Here is an 18,934-nt window from a genome sequence, read left to right as displayed (position 1 = left end):
TGAAGACCCGTCAGTCGACTCTTCAGGCGATGCCGTGCCGAAGCGCGAACGCGGTCGCCTCGCTGCGCCGGGCCACGCCGATCTTCCGGTAGAGGCTCGTGATGTGCCGTTCCACCGTGCGGTCGCTCAGCCACATGACGCTGGCCATCTCCTTGTTGCTGAGACCCTGCGCCAGTAGCCCGAGCACCTCCAGCTCCCGGCGGGTCAGCATCTGAGTCACGGACGGCGAGGGTGCGACCGCCGCGACAGGTGCCAGGGCGTCCCGCCCCTCCGGCTGGTCCGCCTCCCAGGACGCCTGCTGTACGCGGCGGGACGCCGCCGACAGGGCGGGACCGACCTCGTCGAGCAGGGTGCGGAGCACCCGGCGCTGCCGCTCGAGTTCGCGCTCGGCCCTCCGGCGCGCGCCCTGCTCGCCCGCTAGCCGCCGTGCGGTGTGCAACGCGATCGCAGCCTGTCCGACGGCCACACGCAGCAGGTGCGTCTCTCGCTCGGTGGGGAAGTCGGCGCGCTGCGCGGAGACCGCGACGAGTCCCGTCCCCCACGGCAACGTGAGCGCAAGGCTGGCCACACGCGTGATGGTCCGCGCGGCGGCGGCGCCCTCGGTCGCGCGCACGGCCGCCGTGGTCACCCCCGGCTCGGTCTCCGGGAGCCCCGAGTCGTTCGCCGGTCCGATCGCGGCCAGCAGATCGGGCGGGGCTGCCGGGCCATACGGACGCCACGCTTCGAGCGGTGCTCCCGCGCCGGGAGTGCGGAAGCGTGCGAACGCGGAATCCAGGCGCAGCATCCCGATCAGGACACTGAGCAGGCCGTCTGCGATCTCCGTCGGCGAGTGGTCGACCCACAGGGACGGCAACGCCAGCAGCGCGCCCAGGTCGCGCATCCAACTCCGGTCGTCGCCGTCCATCGGCCGCTCAGCCGTCGCCCTGGACGCTGCGGTCATCGAAGGCGCCGTCGAATCGGGAGGTGTCGTAGGAGCAGATGACGACATGGCGGTGGCGTGCGTGCAGGAAGTTCGCGCGGAGGTACGTCTCCGCCCAGGTGTGCACTTCGCAACGACGGTCGTCCAGGAGGGCCGTGGTGTCGTAGCCCAGCCGGCGCAACCGGGTCAGCGGGGCGGCCGGTTCAGCCGGGTCGACGAGGTACAGAAGGCGGTCGCCGCGATCGACGCCGTCCTGCACGAACGGATCGAGCACGGTGTCGGCCTCCGTCTGACCCTTCACGAAGGCGCAGACGTGGCGGTAATGGTCGAGCACCCCGCCCGCGAAAGTGACGGGGTCTGCAACATCGGGCTTTCCTGCTGGCATGGTCGACATCCGCTCCGGTGTGGAGGCTAACTCAGCCCACGAGCCCCGCACAATGCCCGACCGACCGTTCCGGTCACCGCTGCGGCGCGGCTACGCTCGCAGCATGACGAACAAGACGCCGCGCGAAGAAGAGATCCAGAAGGAGCAGGAGGCGAAGGACGCCGAGAAGGAGCGCCTGGAGCAGGAGGAGGAGAACCGCCTCCGCTGACCGGCACCGAGCGAAACAAAAAGAGCCCCTGGCAGCAGACGAATTCGTTTGCTACCAGGGGCTTTGGTGGATCTGAGGGGACTCGAACCCCTGACCCCCTGCATGCCATGCAGGTGCGCTACCAGCTGCGCCACAGACCCAGAATGTGAACCGGTCGGGCCTTTCGGACCTCCCGGAACAACTCATTCAGACTACTACATCGCGACCGCCAGAAAAAACTGAGGCCGGCTCGCGTCGGCTACTCGGCCGTTTCGTGGACGGGCAGCTCGATGGGAACGACCGGGCAGTCCTTCCAGAGTCGCTCGAGCGCGTAGTACATGCGGTCCTCCTCGTGGAAGACGTGCACGACCAGGTCGCCGAAGTCGAGCAGCACCCAGCGTCCTTCCGACTTGCCCTCGCGGCGGAGGGTCTTGACCCCGGCCTCGTTGAGCGTGTCTTCGACCTCGGAGGCGATCGCCAGGACGTTGCGCTCGACCCGGCCGCTGGCCAGGAGGAACACGTCGGTGAGGGGCAGCGGTCCGGAGACGTCGAGGGCGACCAGGTCTTGGGCGCCCTTCGAATCGGCGGCTGCTGCCGCCAGCTGCAGAATGTCCCGGGCGTGCTGGGATGCGGTCACAGGCGGTCCTCCGGACGCTGTCGATGCGAGGATGTCGCGGTAGTGGATGCGGACGCGCGGATGATCAGAACACCTTCAGGACGTAGGCCGCAACGAGCAGGCCGATGACGCCGACGGCGAGGACACCCGCGGTGACCATGAGGATCACCGGCAACGTGTTGCCGCGCTTCTTGGGCGGCGCGATGACGCCGCGGGTCGAGGTATGCGTGCTGATGGCGCGGGACGCGCGAACCGGCTGCACCTCGGACGTGTTGAATTCGTTCTCTTCCGCGTCGAGCAGGCGGTCGATGTCAGACGAATCGATGCGGTCGGGGTGCGCGCCGGTGGCGCCCATCCCACGAGGCAGGTCGATGGAGCCGGTGACGAGGATCTCGCCCGTGCTCGTCAACGGCGCCTTGGTGTCGGGCTGAGGGATCACCGGCAGGATCAGCGCGTTGGTCGTGGTGGCTGCGGTGGACTGACCGACGTTGCGCGTGGTGATCGGCTGGTTCTGGTCGTCGAACTCGGCGGCGGTCGACCAGTGCCCGGTCGGCGGGGTGAAGGGGCGGCGTTCCTGCGCGGCCGTCTCGCCCTCGGAGCCGGTCGTTGCCGGAACAGCGGTGGCCGGCGCTGGCGCGTCGGCCTTCGGTGCTGAAGTCGCGCCGAAGGCGGCGAACGGCGACGCCGTGCTCTGCGTCACCGTGGTCTCCGGCTGGGCGGTGCGCGACGCGGCGGGTGAGGACGACGGTGTCAACGGGGCGAAGGGCCACGCAGACTTCTCGCTCGCGGCGGCTCCATCAGCGGAGTCGATCGATGCGGTCGAGTCGGCGGAAGCGGCAGAGTCCTGCGCGCGATCGGTATCGGACAGCGCATCATCGTCGTCGTCGGAGTCCGGATCGGCGGTGAACGAGACCGGGAACACGGGCTCGCCCAGCGCAGCGGGGTGGTTCGCCTGGGCGTTGGCCTCCTGCGCTTGGAGCATCGCGCGCAGTTCGCGGCGGGTGAGGGTCCGCTCGGGCGCGGGGTTCGGCGGCTGCAGGATCGCCATGGGCTGGGTCACCGGTTCGGGCTGGGAGTGATCGGGTGCCTGACGGAAGAGGTCGAACGCGTTGCCCGACGGTGACGACACACCGGGTTCTGCGAACGCGCTGGCCGGAATGGCCGGGCGCTCGTCGCTCTGGACGGCCGCATCCGACGCGCCGCCTTCCGGAGCCGCGACACTCTGGCCGTCGGCGGCCGCCTGCTCGTCGTTCGCTGCGTCCTGACCACCCTCGATGACGGGGGTTTCGGCCTCGACTGCCTCGCGTGCGGGCGCGGTCGTCGTCATCTCGGGGATCTGGCCCGCGGGGGTCGAGCCTGCAGTGCCCGCACGACGCGAGCGCTCGAACTCCCTCGCCTGTCGCCGCGTCTGCGCCTGCGGCTGGCCCGTCGGCGGCTGTTCAGGCCACGATGTCATGCCACGCTCCGATACAGATGGTGTTTGGAGATGTACTGAACGACCCCGTCCGGTACGAGATACCAGACCGGGAATCCCCTGCTCACCCGGCTCCGGCAATCGGTCGACGAGATCGCCAGGGCCGGAACTTCCAACAAGCTTACGTCTTGCTCCGGTAATCCAGAAATACTCAAGTCATGTCCCGGGCGACTCACAGCGACGAAGTGGGCGAGCTCCCACAGCTCCGTGACGTCGCGCCAGCTGAGGATCTGCGCGATGGCGTCCGCGCCGGTGATGAAGAACAGTTCGGCGTCCGGGCGCTCCTTGTGCAGGTCGCGCAACGTGTCGATCGTGTAGGTGGGGCCCTCGCGGTCGACGTCTACCCGGCTGACGGTGAACTGAGGGTTGGATGCCGTCGCGATGACGGTCATCAGGTAGCGATGCTCGGCCTCGGTGACCGCGCCCTTCTGCCAGGGCTCGCCGGTCGGCACGAAGATGACCTCGTCGAGGTCGAACGACTGCGCTACCTCGCTGGCGGCGACCAGGTGACCGTGGTGGATGGGGTCGAACGTGCCGCCCATCACGCCGATCCGCGGTCGGCCCGTCTGCGTCAGCTCCATGCCGGAAGGTGGCTAGTGCCCCTGCGTCGGGTGGCCGCTGCCGTGGTGGGTCGCACCCGGCGCGCCCGCGTGGGCGGCGGCGTCGGGAGCCGAGCGGTGGCTATGCCGGTTGGCGACGTCTTTGAAGCTCCAGATCACGAACGCGAGAGCGATGAAGATGACGATCGCGATGGTGCCGTACGCCCAGGTGGGCATGGGCAGCTCGACGTGGGTCTCCGCCTCGGCGAGGACAGTCGTCAGGAATGACATCGTGCGTGATCCTTTCTCCGGGCCAGCGGCCCGCCTACGAGTCTAGCGGTCGCCTACGCCCGGATCTGGCCGGACCCGCGGACGATCCATTTCGTGCTGGTCAGCTCGGGCAGCCCCATCGGGCCGCGCGCGTGCAGCTTCTGCGTCGAGATGCCGACCTCTGCCCCGAAACCGAACTCGCCCCCGTCGGTGAAGCGGGTGGAGGCGTTCACCATCACCACGGCGGAGTCGACCTCGGCGAGGAAGCGCTCCGCGTTCTCGAGGTCGCTCGTCACGATCGACTCGGTGTGCTGCGTCGAGTAGCGCCGAATGTGGTCGATCGCCTCGTCGAGGTCGTCGACCACCTTCACCGACAGGTCGAGGCTCATGTGCTCGGTGGCGTAGTCGTCGTCGGTGACCGGCACGCCGTCGGGCGCGAACGGCAGGGCGCGCTCATCCGCATGGATGGTCACGCCGGCATCGCGAAGCGCGCCGAGGACCGGAGGGAGCAACCGCTCTGCTGCACCGCTGTGGACGAGGAGTGTCTCGACCGCGTTGCAGACGCTGGGGCGCTGAACCTTGGAGTTGCGGACGATGTCGACGGCCCAGTCTTCGCGGGCCGACTCGTCGAGCACGACGTGCACCACTCCAGCGCCAGTCTCGATGACGGGCACGGTGGACTGCGTGACGACCGTTCGGATGAGGTCCGCGCTCCCCCGCGGGATCAGCACGTCGACGAGGCCGCGGGCAGTCATCAGCTCTGCGGCGCCCTCCCGGCCGAAGTCGTCGATGGTCTGCACGGCGTCGGCAGGCAGCTCGGCCGAGGCCAGCGCATCCTGGATCACCCGCACGAGGACCCGGTTCGTCTCGATGGCCGCGCTGCCGCCGCGCAAGACCGCGGCGTTTCCGCTCTTGATGGCCAGCGCCGCGATGTCGATGGTCACGTTCGGCCGCGCCTCGTAAATCGCGCCCACCACCCCGAACGGGACCCGGACCTGCGTGATCTTCACTCCGTTGGGGAGCGCGCTGCCGCGCACCGCCTGCCCGACCGGGTCGGTGAGGGCGACGATCTCGAGCACGGCGTCGGCCAGGCCCTGCAGCCGTGCCGGGCTCAGCGTCAGCCGATCGAGCAAGCCGGTCGACAGTCCGTTCTCGCGCCCATTGGCGAGATCGAGCTCATTGGCCGCCAGCACGTCAGCGGATGCCGCGATCACGCCCTCTGCGATGGCGCGGAGCGCGCGGTTCTTCCGGTCCGTTGTGGCCGTCGCCAGCGCACGCGACGCGGTCTTCGCGGCGGCGAGCCGATCCTGCAGCGAGAGCGTGGCGGCGGGCGCCGCGAGGGGGAACGAGGACATGCGTCGATTCTAGGACGCGGCGGCGTCCGCGGTGGCGGGATCGGACGAACCTGTGGAGAGGGTTCGGCTGGGGACGGATTCGGTCGGCGCCGGCGCGAACCACGTCCCGACCTGCTCCCCGCGGAGCGCCCGCGACACCAGCGACGTCGCGGTCAGCACGACCGCGGTGCCCCTCTCGGCGGCCTGGCGTGCCGCGGAGACCTTGGTCACCGCTCCCCCGCTGCCGACGCCCGAGAGCCCAGTGGAGCCGATCTCGACGTCCGCGAGCTCGTCATCCCAGCCCACGTACTCGATGCGCTCGGCGCCCGGCTCGTGCGGCGGCCGGGTGTACAGCGCGTCCACATCGGAGAGCAGCACGAGCAGGTCGGCGTCGATGAGTAAAGCGACCAGCGCTGCAAGCCGGTCGTTGTCGCCGAAGCGGATCTCGTGCGTCGCCACCGTGTCGTTCTCGTTGACGATCGGCAGGATGCGCAGGTCGAGCAGTCGCTCCATCGCCCGCTGAGCGTTGACCCGGTGTGTCGGGTTCTCCATGTCGCCCGCAGTGAGCAGCACCTGCCCGGCGACGATGTCGTAGCGGTCGAGGCTGTCCTGGTAGCGATAGATCAGCACGTTCTGCCCCACGGCCGCCGCCGCCTGCTGGGTCGCGAGGTCCGTCGGGCGCTCCGACAGCGACAGGTACGGGATCCCGGTCGCGATCGCACCGGACGAGACGAGGATCACCTGTGTGCCGCGTCCGTGTGCCTCGGCCAGGGCATCGACGAGCGGCGCGATCTGTCCCGCGTTCTCACCGCTGATGGATGAGGACCCGACTTTGACGACGATGCGTCGGGCGGACGGGATCTGGCTGCGCTCGTCGATCGTCATCGGCCGGTGCTCTCCTCGTCTCCACTCACGCCACTGTCGGCCGAGTCGACGGAAGCGCCCTCGCCTGCGTCGATGTTGTCGTCGTAGCTGTCGTCCTGCCAGAGGCCCGCCGCACGCTCCCGCAGAAGCTCTTCGCGCGCCTCCGCCTTGGCGTCCATCCGCTCGAAGTAGCTCTCGCGCCGCTGCCCGCGGGTCGGACGCTGGTTCATGTCGAGGCGGGTGTCGGTGCCGCGGGGGGCCGTCATCAATTCGGCGGTCGAGCTCAGCGTGGGCTCCCAGTCGAAGACGACGCCGTTGTTCCGGCCGATGACGACCGTCGAACCGGGCACGGCGCCGGCACGGACCAGTTGGTCTTCGACGCCCAGTTTCGCCAGCCGGTCGGCCAGGTAGCCGACGGCCTCGTCGTTGGCGAAGTCGGTCTGGGCGACCCAGCGTTCCGGCTTGGCACCCAGGATCCGGTACACCGGGCCGTCCGTGCCGCCCTCGACCTTGACGACGAATCCGGAGTCGTCGACGGCCTTCGGACGGATCACGATACGCGGGCGAGCCTCCTCCAACGCCGTCTGCTCGGCGCGGGCTTGCTCGACGATCTCCGCAAGCGCGAAGGACAGCGGGCGCAGGCCCTCATGACTGACGCTCGAGATCTCGAACACGCGGTAGCCGCGCTGCTCGAGTTCCGGGCGGACGAAGTCGGCGAGCTCGCGCGCATCCGGGACATCGATCTTGTTGAGCGCGATCAGCTGCGGGCGCTCCAGGAGCGGCGTCTGCCCCTCCGGGACCGGGTAGGCGCCGAGTTCGCCGAGGATGACGTCGAGATCGGTGAGCGGGTCGCGTCCGGGGTCCAGCGTCGCGCAGTCGAGCACGTGCAGCAGAGCGGAGCAGCGCTCGACGTGACGAAGGAACTCGAGGCCGAGACCGCGTCCCTCGCTCGCGCCCTCGATGAGGCCGGGGACGTCGGCGACGGTGTAGCGAACGTCGCCCGCCTGCACGACGCCCAGGTTCGGGTGCAGCGTCGTGAACGGATAATCGGCGATCTTCGGCTTCGCCGCCGACAGCGCCGCGATGAGGCTCGACTTGCCGGCCGACGGGTAGCCGACCAAAGCGATGTCGGCGACGGTCTTCAGCTCGAGGAAGACGTCGCCCTCTTCGCCGGGCGTGCCGAGCAGGGCGAAGCCGGGCGCTTTGCGCTTCGGGTTCGAGAGGGCGGCGTTGCCGAGGCCGCCGATGCCGCCGGCAGCCGCGACGAAACGCATCCCCGGCTCGTTCAGATCGACGAGCTCTACGCCGTCGGCGTCCTTGACGACCGTGCCGACGGGCACGGGAAGCTCGAGGTCTTCGCCGGTGTGACCGCTGCGGTGGTCGCCCATCCCGAAGCCGCCGTTGTCGCTGGAGCGGTGCGGCGCGCGGTGGTAGCCGAGCAGGGTCGTGACCTGGGGATCGGCGACCAGGACGATGTCGCCGCCGTTGCCGCCGTTCCCGCCGTCGGGGCCTGCGAGGGGCTTGAACTTCTCACGCCGGACCGAGACGCACCCGTTGCCGCCGTTGCCGGCGCGCAGATGCAACGTCACGCGATCAACGAACGTCGCCATGGTGCTCTCCTCATGTGTTGCTGCTGAAGCTGTATTGCTGCTGAAACGCGGATGGGCGGGCCGAAGCCCGCCCATCCGGAAGTGCTGCTCGTGGTCGAGGCTCAGGCCCCGACGGCCACGATGTTGACGACCTTGCGGCCGCCCTTGTTGCCGAACTCGACCGCACCGGCGGCGAGGGCGAAGAGGGTGTCGTCGCCGCCACGGCCGACGTTCACGCCGGGGTGGAAGTGGGTGCCGCGCTGGCGGACCAGGATCTCACCCGCGTTGACGGTCTGGCCGCCGAAGCGCTTAACGCCGAGGCGCTGTGCGTTGGAGTCGCGGCCGTTGCGAGTGGAGCTCGCTCCCTTTTTGTGTGCCATGGTGTCTTCTCCTCGAGTCTCTGAGCTACGTAGCGGTCGTCGGCTACTTGATGCCGGTGATCTTGACGCGCGTGAGCTCCTGACGGTGGCCCTGGCGCTTCTTGTAGCCGGTCTTGTTCTTGAACTTCTGGATGTGGATCTTCGGGCCGCGGAGGTCTTCGAGGATCTCGGCGGTCACGACGACCTTGGCCAGCGACTCGGCATCGGAGGTGATCGTGTCACCGTCGACGAGCAGCACCGGCGCGAGCTCGACCTTGCCGTCCTTGCGGGTCTTGACGCGGTCCATCGTCACGATGGTCCCGACCTCGACCTTTTCCTGGCGGCCACCGGCGCGCACAACTGCGTAAACCACTTGTCAGTACCTTTTCGTCGGGGAACAGGTCCCGGCGCCGCCGTGGATCTGGTCCTACTGTTCAACTGTTCTGGAAATAACTGGCGAGTCCCGCCGAATGCTGTTGCACCCGGCCGCTCTCAGAAAACCATGATGGCGGCCACGCCACGCCCGAACACGGACAAGCCCGACACACACCAACGGTCAACTTTACCCGACAGCCCGGACACCGTCAATTCGGTGCCGTCTCCAGCGGGAGACTCTCAGGGGTGGTCGGGACCGCCCGGCTCCGCCAGCGGAACCGGTTCCTAGAATCATTGTATGACCGTCCTGATCGATCCCCCGGCATGGCCCGCCCACGGCATGTTGTGGTCGCACCTGGTCAGCGACACATCGCTCGATGAACTGCACGCGTTCGCCGCGGCCAACGGCATCCAGCGGAGGGCGTTCGACCTCGATCACTACGACGTGCCCGACCGCCGTCACGACGAGCTGATCGCCGCGGGGGCGCATCCCGTCTCCGGTCGCGAGCTGGTCAGGCGGCTGATCGGGAGCGGCCTGCGGGTTCCTGCCCGCGACCGCGCGCCTCGGCACTGAGACACATCGACAGGACGCAACACGCCGCTCACCTGTGCGGAGAACGGCGTGTCGCGTGCGATCGATGACTACTCGGACTTGGGGGCGAGCTCTCCGCCGGCGATGACCGCCGTGCTTGCGCGGCGACTGCGTCCGCGGCCCTGACCCGGCTCCTTCGGCTGGGGAAGCGCGTCCAGCACCGAATCGAGCAGCAGCTCGGTCTCGTGCTGCGACGGGCGAGTCGAGGCGGGAACCTCGGCGGGCTCGGGCAGTTCGATCAGCGGGATGACCGACTCGGCCTGCTCGTCCGCGACTTCAGCCGCTGGGGCGGCGGTTGTGGCTGCATCCGACTCGTCGGTATCCGTTGCGCGTGCGGAATCAGCGGGTGCCGCATCCGGTACCGTCGCAGCAGGCGCAGCGGGCTCGATGGCCTCGGCAGCAGGCTGCTGGCGGTCCGCGCCGCCCTTGCCCTTGCGGCGCCGCTTCTTCGTGGCCGTGACCTCGGTCACGGTCACCTCGGAGACGGTGATCTCAGAGACCTCCGCCGGCGACGACTCGGGCTTCGCCTCGTCCTCGTGGTGGTGGATGGTCGACGCCGCGATCTGCGCGAGAGCGTTCTTGGCGTCGTCCGTGATGGCGTGGGTGCCACCGTGGCCGTTGCCGTTCGCCGGCGCGTTCCCTCCGCCGTTGGCGTTGCCCGGGCCCGTGCTGCCACCGCGACCGCGACGACGCTCGTTCGGCTGCTGCTGGCCCTGCGGCGCGCGGTGCTTGACCACCGGGTCGTGGTGCACGACCACGCCACGGCCGGCGCAGACCTCGCACGCCTCGCTGAAGGTCTCCAGGAGGCCCAGGCCGAGCTTCTTACGCGTCATCTGGACGAGACCGAGCGAGGTCACCTCGGCGACCTGGTGCTTCGTGCGGTCGCGGCTGAGGCACTCCACCAGGCGGCGCAGCACGAGGTCGCGGTTCGTCTCGAGCACCATGTCGATGAAGTCGACGACGATGATGCCGCCGATGTCGCGGAGGCGCAGCTGGCGGACGATCTCCTCCGCGGCCTCCAGGTTATTCTTGGTGACCGTCTCTTCGAGGTTGCCGCCGGAGCCGACGAACTTGCCGGTGTTGACATCGACCACCGTCATCGCCTCAGTGCGGTCGATGACCAGCGAGCCGCCCGAGGGCAGCCACACCTTGCGCTCCAGCGCCTTCTCGATCTGCTCCGTGATGCGGAACTCGTCGAAGGCGTCGCGCTCACCCGTGTAGGCCTCGACGCGGTCGAGCAGGTCGGGCGCGACCTGACGCAGGTAGTTCTCGATGGTCTGGCGGGCGTCATCGCCCGCGATCACGAGCTTCTGGAAGTCCTCGTTGAAGACGTCGCGGATGATCTTGATCAGGAGGTCGGGCTCGCTGTGCAGGAGTGCGGGCGCCTGTTGCGACTCGACCCGGCTGCTGATGTCGGCCCACTGCGCGGTGAGCCGGTTGACGTCGAGCGTCAGCTGCTCTTCGGTCGCCCCCTCGGCGGCGGTGCGCACGATCACTCCGGCGCTCTCGGGCAGGACCTCTTTGAGGATCTTCTTCAGGCGCGAACGCTCCGTGTCCGGAAGCTTGCGGCTGATGCCGTTCATGGAGCCGTTTGGCACGTACACGAGGTAGCGGCCGGGCAGCGAGATCTGGCTGGTGAGGCGGGCTCCCTTGTGTCCGACCGGGTCCTTGGTCACCTGGACGAGGACGCGGTCCCCGGCCTTCAACGCCAGCTCGATGCGCCGCGGCTGGTTGCCGGTCTCCACCGCATCCCAGTCGACCTCGCCCGAGTAGAGGACGGCATTGCGGCCACGACCGATGTCGACGAATGCCGCTTCCATGCTGGGCAGCACGTTCTGCACGCGGCCGAGGTAGACGTTGCCGATGAGCGACGCCTCCTGCGAGCGGGTGACGTAGTGCTCGACGAGCACCTTGTCTTCCAGCACGCCGATCTGGATGCGACCGCTCTTCGAGCGGACGATCATCTGCCGGTCGACGGACTCGCGGCGGGCGAGGAACTCGGCCTCCGTGATGACCGGGCGGCGACGCCCGGCGTCGCGACCGTCGCGGCGGCGCTGCTTCTTCGCCTCGAGCCGAGTGGATCCCTTGACCTTCTGAGGCTCGGTGATCAGCTCGGGCTCGCGCGGCGTGCGCACCTTGACGACAGTGTTGGCCGGGTCATTGGCGCCCTCGCGGCCGGTCTCGCCGGCGCGGCGGCGGGAGCGTCGGCGGACGCCGGAGGCCTGCTCCTCGTCGCCCTCGGGCAGCGGCGGCAGCGGCAGGATGTCGGGCGCCTGGAAGAGCAGGGTGGTCGACGGTAGGCCCGGTGCTGCTGCGGCGGCCGGCACCTCGGGCTCGCCGTGCTTCTCAGGGAGCGCGGGCGGCTCGAGGCCGGAGGCCAGCGCCGGGGCGTCGGTCGGCTGCTCGGGCGCGGCCTCGGAGGCCTGCGGTGCGGCCGCCGCAGTGGGGTCGTTCGGCGGGACGTCCTCCAACTGCTGGTCCGGTTCGGCGGAAGCCTCGGCGAATGCCGTCGGAGCCTTCCTCACCACGCGTCGCGTGCCGAAGAGGCTCTTGCGCTTCCGTCCTCCCGTCTCCGTCTCGTTGCTGTCCGTGTTGTCGATGTTCTCGTTATCCACCATCGCTGGTGCACTCCTCGACCGGCGCGGTTCCCCGCTCACCGGGTGCTCTCCGTCGGGAGGCGGCGCGTGCGGCGCTCCCCGAAATCCTGTTCGGATGCCGCCGGGCTCGTGGCGCGGCCTGCATCCGGCTTTGTGTTCTTCGCCGGCCTTCACGGCCGGCATTCAACGGACGCACTGGGCGTCCTCAAGCCTTCTGTCGGTGCTCCCGGCCTCGGCCGGGACGACTGCTGCAACGATTATCGCACGCGCCGGGCGTTCGGCAGTCGCCTCTCAGGACGACACGCTGGGGGCATGCCATAATCCGAAGGTGTCAGCCAGTCCCGCCGAGGCCGCCTATCGCCGCCCGACCGCTCTCGCCGTCTTCCTGATCATCGCCGGACTCATCGGCTTCTCCGCGGCGTTCGCCCTGACGCTGGACAAGATCCACCTGCTTCAGGACCCGAACGCGCAGCTCTCCTGCAACTTCAGCGTGCTGGTGGGATGCGCGAAGAATCTGAACTCCTGGCAGGGCGAGCTTCTCGGCTTCCCCAACCCGCTGCTGGGGCTGGCGGGATGGACGGCCACGATCGCTGTCGGCGTCGGCCTGCTGGCCACCCGGGCGCGTTTCGCCCGCTGGTACTGGATCGCCTTCAATGTCGGCGTTCTGCTCGCACTGGTGCTGGTGATCTTCTTGATCACCGAATCGATCACCGTGCTGAACGTGCTGTGCCCCTGGTGCATGGTCACCTGGCTCGTCACCATCCCCACCTTCTGGGTCGTGACGCTGTACAACCTCAAGGAGGGCAACATCCCACTGCCGGAGCGCGCCCGCGGAGTCTTCCGCACGCTCTACGGCTGGGTGCCCCTCATCACGATCGTCTGCTACGCGATCGTCGCCATCCTCGCGCAGATCCAGCTGGACTGGATCCACAGAGCCTTCGTCTGAGCCGTCCCGCTTACGATTTGCGCCAAATGTCGGTTCTCGCGACCGCGAAACCGACATTTGGCACAAATCGTGCGGGGGTCAGCCGAACCAGAGCGCGAGCTCGCGCTGCGCAGACTCGGGCGAATCGGAGCCGTGCACGAGGTTCTGCTGCACCTTCAGGCCCCAGTCGCGGGCCAGGTCGCCGCGGATCGTGCCCGGCGCGGCTGTGGTCGGGTCGGTCGTGCCCGCGAGTGAGCGGAAGCCCTCGATTACGCGGTTTCCCGCTACGCGGATAGCGACGATCGGCCCCGACTCCATGAACTCCACCAGCGGCTCGTAGAACGGCTTGCCCTCGTGCTCGGCGTAGTGCTGGGCGAGCAGTTCGCGGTCGGCCTGCAGCATCCGCAGGTCGACGAGCGAGTAGCCCTTCGCCTCGATGCGGCGCAGGATCTCGCCGGTCAGGCTGCGTGCGACGCCATCCGGCTTGATGAGGACGAGGGTCTCTTCGACGGCACTGGTCATGGGTTCTCCGTTCCGTTGTCGGCCGCACGGGCGGCCGCCTGATTGTTTCGGTCGATGCGTGCGGCGGCGATCATGCAGTAAGCCCACATGGCGGTGAAGATCGCGCCGACGATGAAGAAGGCGGGGACGAGCAGTCCGGCGGCGACGAGGACGAGCTGCACGAGCCAGCCGAGGACCACGCCGGCGGTGTTCCGCAGAAGGCCGATCGCGAGGATCATCAGCACGATCAGCGCCGCTCCCCCGCCGAGAGCGAGCCAGGCCGGCAACGCGTGCAGGCCGAACAGCACCAGCGCCCCGAGAAAGACCACCAGCAGCTCGAAGCCGAGGACGATGGAGCCGAGCAGCTCGCGGAGGGAGCGCTGACGGCGAGGGCGGCCCAACGGCTGCGCCTCTCCTGCGCCCTCCTCGGGTGCGGGCCCCTCGGGCACGGGGGCGTCCGTCACGACGCCGCCTGCTTCCACTGCTGTGCCTCCGCGTACGCCATGGCCTGGCCGACCAGCACGATGCTGCCGGCGACGACGACCGCACGGCGCGCCTCCTCGCCGGCCCAGTCGCGAGCGGCCTCGAGGGCGTCGATGACGTCCGAGTAGACGATCGTCGCTTCGTCGCCGACCTCCTCGCGGACGAGGTCGCCCAGGTCGTCCGCGTCACGTGCCCGCTCGGAGTCGGGCCGCGTCACGAAGAACTGCGTCGCGACCGGGGCGAGTGCGCGGATGACGCCCCGCGCATCCTTGTCGCCCAGGATTCCCACGACGAACGTGATCTCGTCGAAGTCGAAGTAACTGCGCAGCGCTTCCGTGAGCGTCGCAGCCCCGGCCGGATTGTGCGCGGCGTCGACCAGGATGCTCGGCTCGATACCGATCAGCTGCAGCCGGCCGGGCGAGGTGGCCGTTGCGAACCCCTCCTCGACGAGGTCCGCCTTGAGCGGTTGCGTGCCCCGCCCGAGGAACGTCTCGACCGCCGCGACCGCGACCGCGGCGTTCTGCGCCTGGTGGTCGCCGTAGAGCGGAAGGAAGACGTCCTCGTAGGTGGCCGCGCGCCCGCGGACGGTAACGAGCTGGCCGCCGACAGCGACCCGGGTCGCGGCGACGTCGAACTCGCGCGGCTGCTCAGCGAAGGTCGACTCGGTGAGCCCGGACGCCTCCCGCAGCACGCGGTCGACCTCCGGGCTCTGCGCGGACGACACCACGTCGGCCGACGGCTTGATGATCCCGGACTTGGTGCGCGCGATCTCCTCCACCGTGTCGCCGAGCGCCTTGGTGTGATCGAGGGCGATCGGCGTGAAGACGGCGACCTGCCCGTCGCCGACGTTCGTGGAGTCCCACTCGCCGCCCATGCCGACCTCGACCACCGCGACATCGACCGGAGCGTCCGCGAACGCCGCGAAGGCGAGCGCCGTCAGCGCCTCGAAGAACGTCAGCGGCGCTTTCCCCGCCTCCGTCAGCTCCGAATCGACGATGTCGAGGTACGGGCTGATGTCGTCCCAGTTGTGCACGAGTGCTTCGTCGGAGATCGGCTCGCCGTCGATGACGATGCGCTCGTTGAAGCGCACCAGGTGCGGGCTGGTCAACAACCCGGTGCGGAGCCCGTAGGCACGCAGCAGGCTCTCCGCGATCCGGCTGGTGGACGTCTTCCCGTTCGTGCCGGTCACGTGGATGATCGGGTACGCGCGCTGCGGATCGCCCAGCAGCTCCACGGCCCGCCGGGTGGCGTCGAGCCGCCGCTCGGGAGCGCCCTCTCCGACGCGTGCGAGCAGTGCCTGGTAGACCTCGTCGGCCCGCTCGCGGTAGTCGTCCTCGTCCGTCATGACGCCTCCCCAACCTTGGTCACGCCGACGGTGAATGCGCCGGCGTTCGCGAACTGACCCGCGTCGAACGCCTTCTCGTACGCGGGTCGATCCCCCGAGGGTCCCGCAACGAGCAGCTCGACGGCTAGCGCCAGCGTCTCCGTCGCGATGTCCACGTCGGCGGCGAGGCCGAGCGCGCGAGCGTCGTCCTCGTGCTCGAAGTGCAGGCTGAGCCGGATGCGGTCGCTCACGTCGAGTCCGGCCGCCTTACGGGTGTCCTGGACCGCCCGGATGATGTCACGCGCCAGGCCCTCCGCCTCCAGCTCCGGAGTGGTCGCCGTGTCGAGCAGCGCGAAGCCGCCGCCGCCGAGCAGCGCGAGCGCGGTGTGCGCCTCGCCACCCGTCTGCACGGTCTCCAGCACCAGGTCGTACTCGCCCTCGGCCAGTTCGATGCCACCGACCGTGACGACGCCGTCCGCCTCCGTCCAGTCGCCCGCGCGAGCGGCTTGGATGACCTGCTGCACCTGCTTGCCGAGACGCGGACCGGCCGCGCGGGCGTTCACCGTCAGCTTGCTGGTGATGCCGTAGCGGGTGGCACTGTCAGCCTGCAGCTCGACGAACTCCACCGACTTGACGTTGAGTTCGTCGCGCAGGATGCCCTCGAAGGGGCGCAGCGCCTCCGCATTCTGCGCGACCACGGTCAGGGACGCGAGCGGCAACCGGACGCGACGGCCGGCCTGCTTGCGCAGCGACAGCGCGGTCGAGCTGATCGCACGGATGCGGTCCATCGCATCCACCAGCGCGTCGTCCGCCGGGAACTCACCGGCCTCGGGCCAGTCCGTGAGGTGCACGGAGCGGCCGCCGGTGAGGTCCTTCCAGATCCGCTCGCTGACGAGCGGGAGAAGCGGCGCGGCAACACGCGTCAGGGTCTCGAGCACCGTGTACAGCGTGTCAAAAGCCTCGGATCCGTTACCGGACTCGTCCACGCCCTCCCAGAACCGGTCGCGCGATCGACGCACGTACCAGTTGGTGAGCACGTCGGCGAAGTCGCGCAGCTTGGCCGCGGCGAGCGTCGAATCCAGTCCCTCGAGGTCGGCTGTGACCGCCTCCACGAGGTCGCGCGTCTTGGCGAGGAGGTAGCGGTCGAGCACGTCGGTGGACGCGGTGGAGCGCTTCGCCTCGTAGCCGCTCGCATTGGCGTACAGCGAGAAGAAGTACCAGGTGTTCCAGAGCGGGAGGAGGACCTGGCGGACACCCTCACGGATCCCCTCCTCCGTGACGACGAGGTTGCCGCCGCGGAGCACCGGGCTCGACATCAGGAACCAGCGCATCGCATCCGAGCCGTCGCGGTCGAAGACCTCGTTCACGTCCGGGTAGTTGCGCAGCGACTTCGACATCTTCTGCCCATCGCTGCCGAGCACGATGCCGTGGCTGATGACGTTCGTGAACGCCGGCCGGTCGAACAGCGCGGTCGCGAGCGTGTGCAGCAGGTAGAACCAGCCGCGGGTCTGCCCGATGTACTCGACGATGAAGTCGGCCGGGTTGTGCGTGTCGAACCAGTCGCGGTTCTCGAACGGATAGTGCACCTGCGCGAACGGCATCGACCCGGAGTCGAACCACACGTCGAGCACGTCCGGGATGCGGCGCATCATGGAGCGCCCCGTCGGGTCGTCCGGATTCGGGCGGGTCAGCTCGTCGATGAAGGGACGGTGCAGGTCGGGCTCGCCTGCGGCGTTCAGCGGGAGGCGGCCGAAGTCGCGCTCCAGCTCTTCGAGTGAGCCGTACACATCCATGCGCGGGTAGGCGGGGTCGTCGCTCTTCCACACCGGGATCGGCGAGCCGAAGTAGCGGTTGCGTGACACCGACCAGTCGCGGGCGCCGGCCAGCCACTTGCCGAACTGGCCGTCCTTGACGTTCTCCGGCACCCAGGTGATCTCCTGGTTGAGCTCGCCCATCCGGTCACGGAAGTCGGTGACCCGGACGAACCAGCTGGAGACCGCCTTGTAGATGAGCGGGTTCCGGCACCGCCAGCAGTGCGGGTACGAGTGCTCGTAGCTCGCCTGGCGCAGCAGCCGGCCCTGCTCCTTGAGGAGCCGGGTGAGCGGCTTGTTGGCGTCGAAGACCTGCAGGCCCACCACATCCGGAACATCGGGCAGGAAACGGCCGCCGTCGTCCACCGAGATGATGACCGGGATACCGGCCTTCTCCGTGACGCGCTGGTCGTCCTCACCGTAGGCGGGTGCCTGGTGGACGATGCCGGTGCCGTCCTCGACGGTGACGTAGTCGTCGACGAGGATGCGCCACGCGTTCTGCGTGCCCCACTTCTCGGTGTCGGCGTAGTAGTCCCACAGGCGGTCGTACTCGACGTCGGCGAGCTCGGAGCCCCGCACCGTCCCGCTGATCGCGGCGATGGCGTCGGCGGGCGTCTCGTAGCCGAGGTCCTTCGCGTAATTGCCGACGAGATCCTTCGCCAGCAGGTAGCGGCCGCTCAGGACCTGGCTCTGTCCATCGTCGTCGGCGGGGTCACCGGACGAGTCGGCGGCACCGTTCGGACCGGACGGCAGCACGGCGTACTCGATGTCGGGGCCGACCGCGAGAGCGAAGTTCGTCGGGAGCGTCCACGGCGTTGTCGTCCAGGCCAGCGCGCGGGTGCCCGTGAGGCCGAGGACCTCCGCCTTCTCGCCGACCAGCGGGAACGTGACGGTGACCGTCTGGTCTTGCCGCATCTTGTAGACGTCGTCGTCCATGCGCAGCTCATGGTTCGACAGCGGGGTCTGGTCGCGCCAGCAGTACGGGAGCACGCGGTAGCCCTCGTAGGCGAGACCCTTCTCGTGCAGCTGCTTGAACGCCCAGATCACCGACTCCATGTAGCTCGTGTCGAGCGTCTTGTAGTCGTTGTCGAAGTCGACCCAGCGCGCCTGGCGGGTGACGTACTCGCGCCATTCCCGCGTGTAGCGCAGCACGGAGTCCTTCGCGGCCTGGTTGAAGGCGGCGAGCCCCATCTCCTCGATCTGGCTCTTGTCGGTGATGCCGAGCTGCCGCTCGGCCTCCAGCTCGGCGGGCAGCCCGTGGGTGTCCCAGCCGAAGCGTCGCTCCACCTTCTTGCCGCGCATGGTCTGGAATCGCGGGAAGACGTCCTTGGCGTAGCCGGTCAGCAGGTGGCCGTAGTGCGGCAGGCCGTTCGCGAAGGGCGGCCCGTCGTAGAACACCCACTCGTCGGCGCCATCACGGTTGTCGATGGAGGCGCGGAACGTCCCGTCCCGGTCCCAGAACTTCAGGACGTCGGTCTCGATGTCCGGGAAGACGGGGCTCGGGGCGACCTCGGGACGCGGTTCGGACTCGTGCGAATCCGGCGCGGACTTGGGGTACGGCATCTCTCTCCTGGCAGTTTCACGTGCTGCACGAGGACGCCGGGCGCTCGCACGCCCGTCGCGGTACCACCCCGCTTGCCCGCTCCGCCGCCGTCGCCGGGGAGGGCCTCTCATCGTTCGGCTGTGACGGGCCGGTCCCGTTCGGTTCTACTGGGCGCCGCTCGCGCGGCAGCCGTTCTTCCGAAGACTCCCCGGTGATGGCCGGCTCAACGTCTGTGCGTCCATTCTAC

At 69.0% G+C, this 18,934-nt stretch carries 18 protein-coding genes and 1 tRNA gene; 2 read left to right on the top strand and 17 right to left on the bottom strand.

The features are described from left to right. Nucleotides 1-22: 22 nt before the first annotated feature. The 12 genes from AB4Y74_RS07590 to rplU all read right to left on the bottom strand — a co-directional run bounded on the left by AB4Y74_RS07590 (nucleotide 23) and on the right by rplU (nucleotide 8,909). Nucleotides 23-940 carry a response regulator transcription factor gene (locus AB4Y74_RS07590; protein ID WP_441798495.1) on the bottom strand — a complete coding sequence of 306 codons (918 nt, stop codon included), beginning with the start codon at nucleotides 938-940 and terminating at the stop codon, nucleotides 23-25. Next, nucleotides 912-1,304: an MEDS domain-containing protein gene (locus AB4Y74_RS07585; protein WP_441798494.1), complete on the bottom strand. Its 393-nt coding sequence runs from the start codon at nucleotides 1,302-1,304 to the stop codon at nucleotides 912-914. The genes AB4Y74_RS07590 and AB4Y74_RS07585 overlap by 29 nt, the downstream gene beginning before the upstream one ends. 272 nt (nucleotides 1,305-1,576) lie before the next feature. After that, a tRNA-Ala gene (locus AB4Y74_RS07580) sits at nucleotides 1,577-1,652 on the bottom strand. Between the two features lie 98 nt (nucleotides 1,653-1,750). Beyond that, nucleotides 1,751-2,128 (bottom strand): ribosome silencing factor, encoded by a 378-nt coding sequence (gene rsfS, locus AB4Y74_RS07575; RefSeq protein ID WP_441798493.1) that lies wholly within the window; start codon nucleotides 2,126-2,128, stop codon nucleotides 1,751-1,753. Nucleotides 2,129-2,192: 64 nt separating this feature from the next. Continuing rightward, nucleotides 2,193-3,563 carry a hypothetical protein gene (locus AB4Y74_RS07570; protein ID WP_441798492.1) on the bottom strand — a complete coding sequence of 457 codons (1,371 nt, stop codon included), beginning with the start codon at nucleotides 3,561-3,563 and terminating at the stop codon, nucleotides 2,193-2,195. Then, nucleotides 3,560-4,162, bottom strand: coding sequence for a nicotinate-nucleotide adenylyltransferase (gene nadD, locus AB4Y74_RS07565; protein ID WP_441798491.1), 603 nt, complete (start codon nucleotides 4,160-4,162; stop codon nucleotides 3,560-3,562). Before nadD ends, AB4Y74_RS07570 begins: the two co-directional genes overlap by 4 nt. A 12-nt stretch (nucleotides 4,163-4,174) precedes the next feature. Beyond that, on the bottom strand, nucleotides 4,175-4,411 hold the full coding sequence (locus AB4Y74_RS07560) for a hypothetical protein (RefSeq protein ID WP_441798490.1): 237 nt from the start codon (nucleotides 4,409-4,411) through the stop codon (nucleotides 4,175-4,177). A 53-nt stretch (nucleotides 4,412-4,464) separates the two neighbouring features. Further along, nucleotides 4,465-5,745, bottom strand: coding sequence for a glutamate-5-semialdehyde dehydrogenase (locus AB4Y74_RS07555; RefSeq protein WP_441798489.1), 1,281 nt, complete (start codon nucleotides 5,743-5,745; stop codon nucleotides 4,465-4,467). Between the two features lie 9 nt (nucleotides 5,746-5,754). Next, complete coding sequence (proB, locus tag AB4Y74_RS07550) at nucleotides 5,755-6,609, bottom strand: glutamate 5-kinase (RefSeq protein ID WP_441798488.1); 855 nt, start codon at nucleotides 6,607-6,609, stop codon at nucleotides 5,755-5,757. Next, the gene (obgE, locus tag AB4Y74_RS07545; protein WP_441798487.1) at nucleotides 6,606-8,198 is read right to left on the bottom strand and encodes a GTPase ObgE; all 1,593 of its coding nucleotides are present in this window, start codon (nucleotides 8,196-8,198) and stop codon (nucleotides 6,606-6,608) included. Before obgE ends, proB begins: the two co-directional genes overlap by 4 nt. A gap of 101 nt (nucleotides 8,199-8,299) precedes the next feature. Continuing rightward, a complete protein-coding gene (gene rpmA / locus AB4Y74_RS07540) occupies nucleotides 8,300-8,557 on the bottom strand; it encodes a 50S ribosomal protein L27 (protein ID WP_021757229.1) in 258 nt (85 codons plus the stop codon). Between the two features lie 43 nt (nucleotides 8,558-8,600). Further along, on the bottom strand, nucleotides 8,601-8,909 hold the full coding sequence (gene rplU, locus AB4Y74_RS07535; RefSeq protein WP_441798486.1) for a 50S ribosomal protein L21: 309 nt from the start codon (nucleotides 8,907-8,909) through the stop codon (nucleotides 8,601-8,603). 300 nt (nucleotides 8,910-9,209) lie between these two features. Here rplU and AB4Y74_RS07530 point away from each other — a divergent pair, with 300 nt between their 5' ends. Beyond that, a complete protein-coding gene (locus AB4Y74_RS07530; protein ID WP_441798485.1) occupies nucleotides 9,210-9,485 on the top strand; it encodes a DUF4031 domain-containing protein in 276 nt (91 codons plus the stop codon). A gap of 68 nt (nucleotides 9,486-9,553) precedes the next feature. On the opposite strand, the gene AB4Y74_RS07525 is transcribed toward AB4Y74_RS07530, so the two are convergent. Continuing rightward, the gene (locus AB4Y74_RS07525) at nucleotides 9,554-12,121 is read right to left on the bottom strand and encodes an Rne/Rng family ribonuclease (protein ID WP_441798484.1); all 2,568 of its coding nucleotides are present in this window, start codon (nucleotides 12,119-12,121) and stop codon (nucleotides 9,554-9,556) included. 307 nt (nucleotides 12,122-12,428) lie between these two features. Here AB4Y74_RS07525 and AB4Y74_RS07520 point away from each other — a divergent pair, with 307 nt between their 5' ends. Further along, nucleotides 12,429-13,046, top strand: coding sequence for a vitamin K epoxide reductase family protein (locus tag AB4Y74_RS07520; RefSeq protein WP_441798483.1), 618 nt, complete (start codon nucleotides 12,429-12,431; stop codon nucleotides 13,044-13,046). A 78-nt stretch (nucleotides 13,047-13,124) separates the two neighbouring features. Here the strand turns inward: AB4Y74_RS07520 and ndk are convergent, their stop codons facing one another. From ndk to ileS, 4 genes are read right to left on the bottom strand one after another with little or no spacing between them, the layout of a single operon-like run. Continuing rightward, on the bottom strand, nucleotides 13,125-13,547 hold the full coding sequence (gene ndk / locus AB4Y74_RS07515) for a nucleoside-diphosphate kinase (RefSeq protein WP_441798482.1): 423 nt from the start codon (nucleotides 13,545-13,547) through the stop codon (nucleotides 13,125-13,127). Beyond that, nucleotides 13,544-13,990: a DUF4233 domain-containing protein gene (locus AB4Y74_RS07510; protein ID WP_441798481.1), complete on the bottom strand. Its 447-nt coding sequence runs from the start codon at nucleotides 13,988-13,990 to the stop codon at nucleotides 13,544-13,546. The genes ndk and AB4Y74_RS07510 overlap by 4 nt, the downstream gene beginning before the upstream one ends. Then, complete coding sequence (locus AB4Y74_RS07505; protein WP_441798480.1) at nucleotides 13,987-15,354, bottom strand: bifunctional folylpolyglutamate synthase/dihydrofolate synthase; 1,368 nt, start codon at nucleotides 15,352-15,354, stop codon at nucleotides 13,987-13,989. Before AB4Y74_RS07505 ends, AB4Y74_RS07510 begins: the two co-directional genes overlap by 4 nt. Next, entirely contained in the window at nucleotides 15,351-18,707 is a 3,357-nt protein-coding gene (gene ileS / locus AB4Y74_RS07500) for an isoleucine--tRNA ligase (protein ID WP_441798479.1), read from the bottom strand. The genes AB4Y74_RS07505 and ileS overlap by 4 nt, the downstream gene beginning before the upstream one ends. Nucleotides 18,708-18,934: the final 227 nt, after the last annotated feature.

This window comes from Leifsonia sp. RAF41 (genome assembly GCF_052114085.1).
Classification (GTDB): Bacteria; Actinomycetota; Actinomycetes; order Actinomycetales; family Microbacteriaceae; genus Leifsonia.
This window is presented reverse-complemented; position numbering and strand designations above follow the sequence as displayed.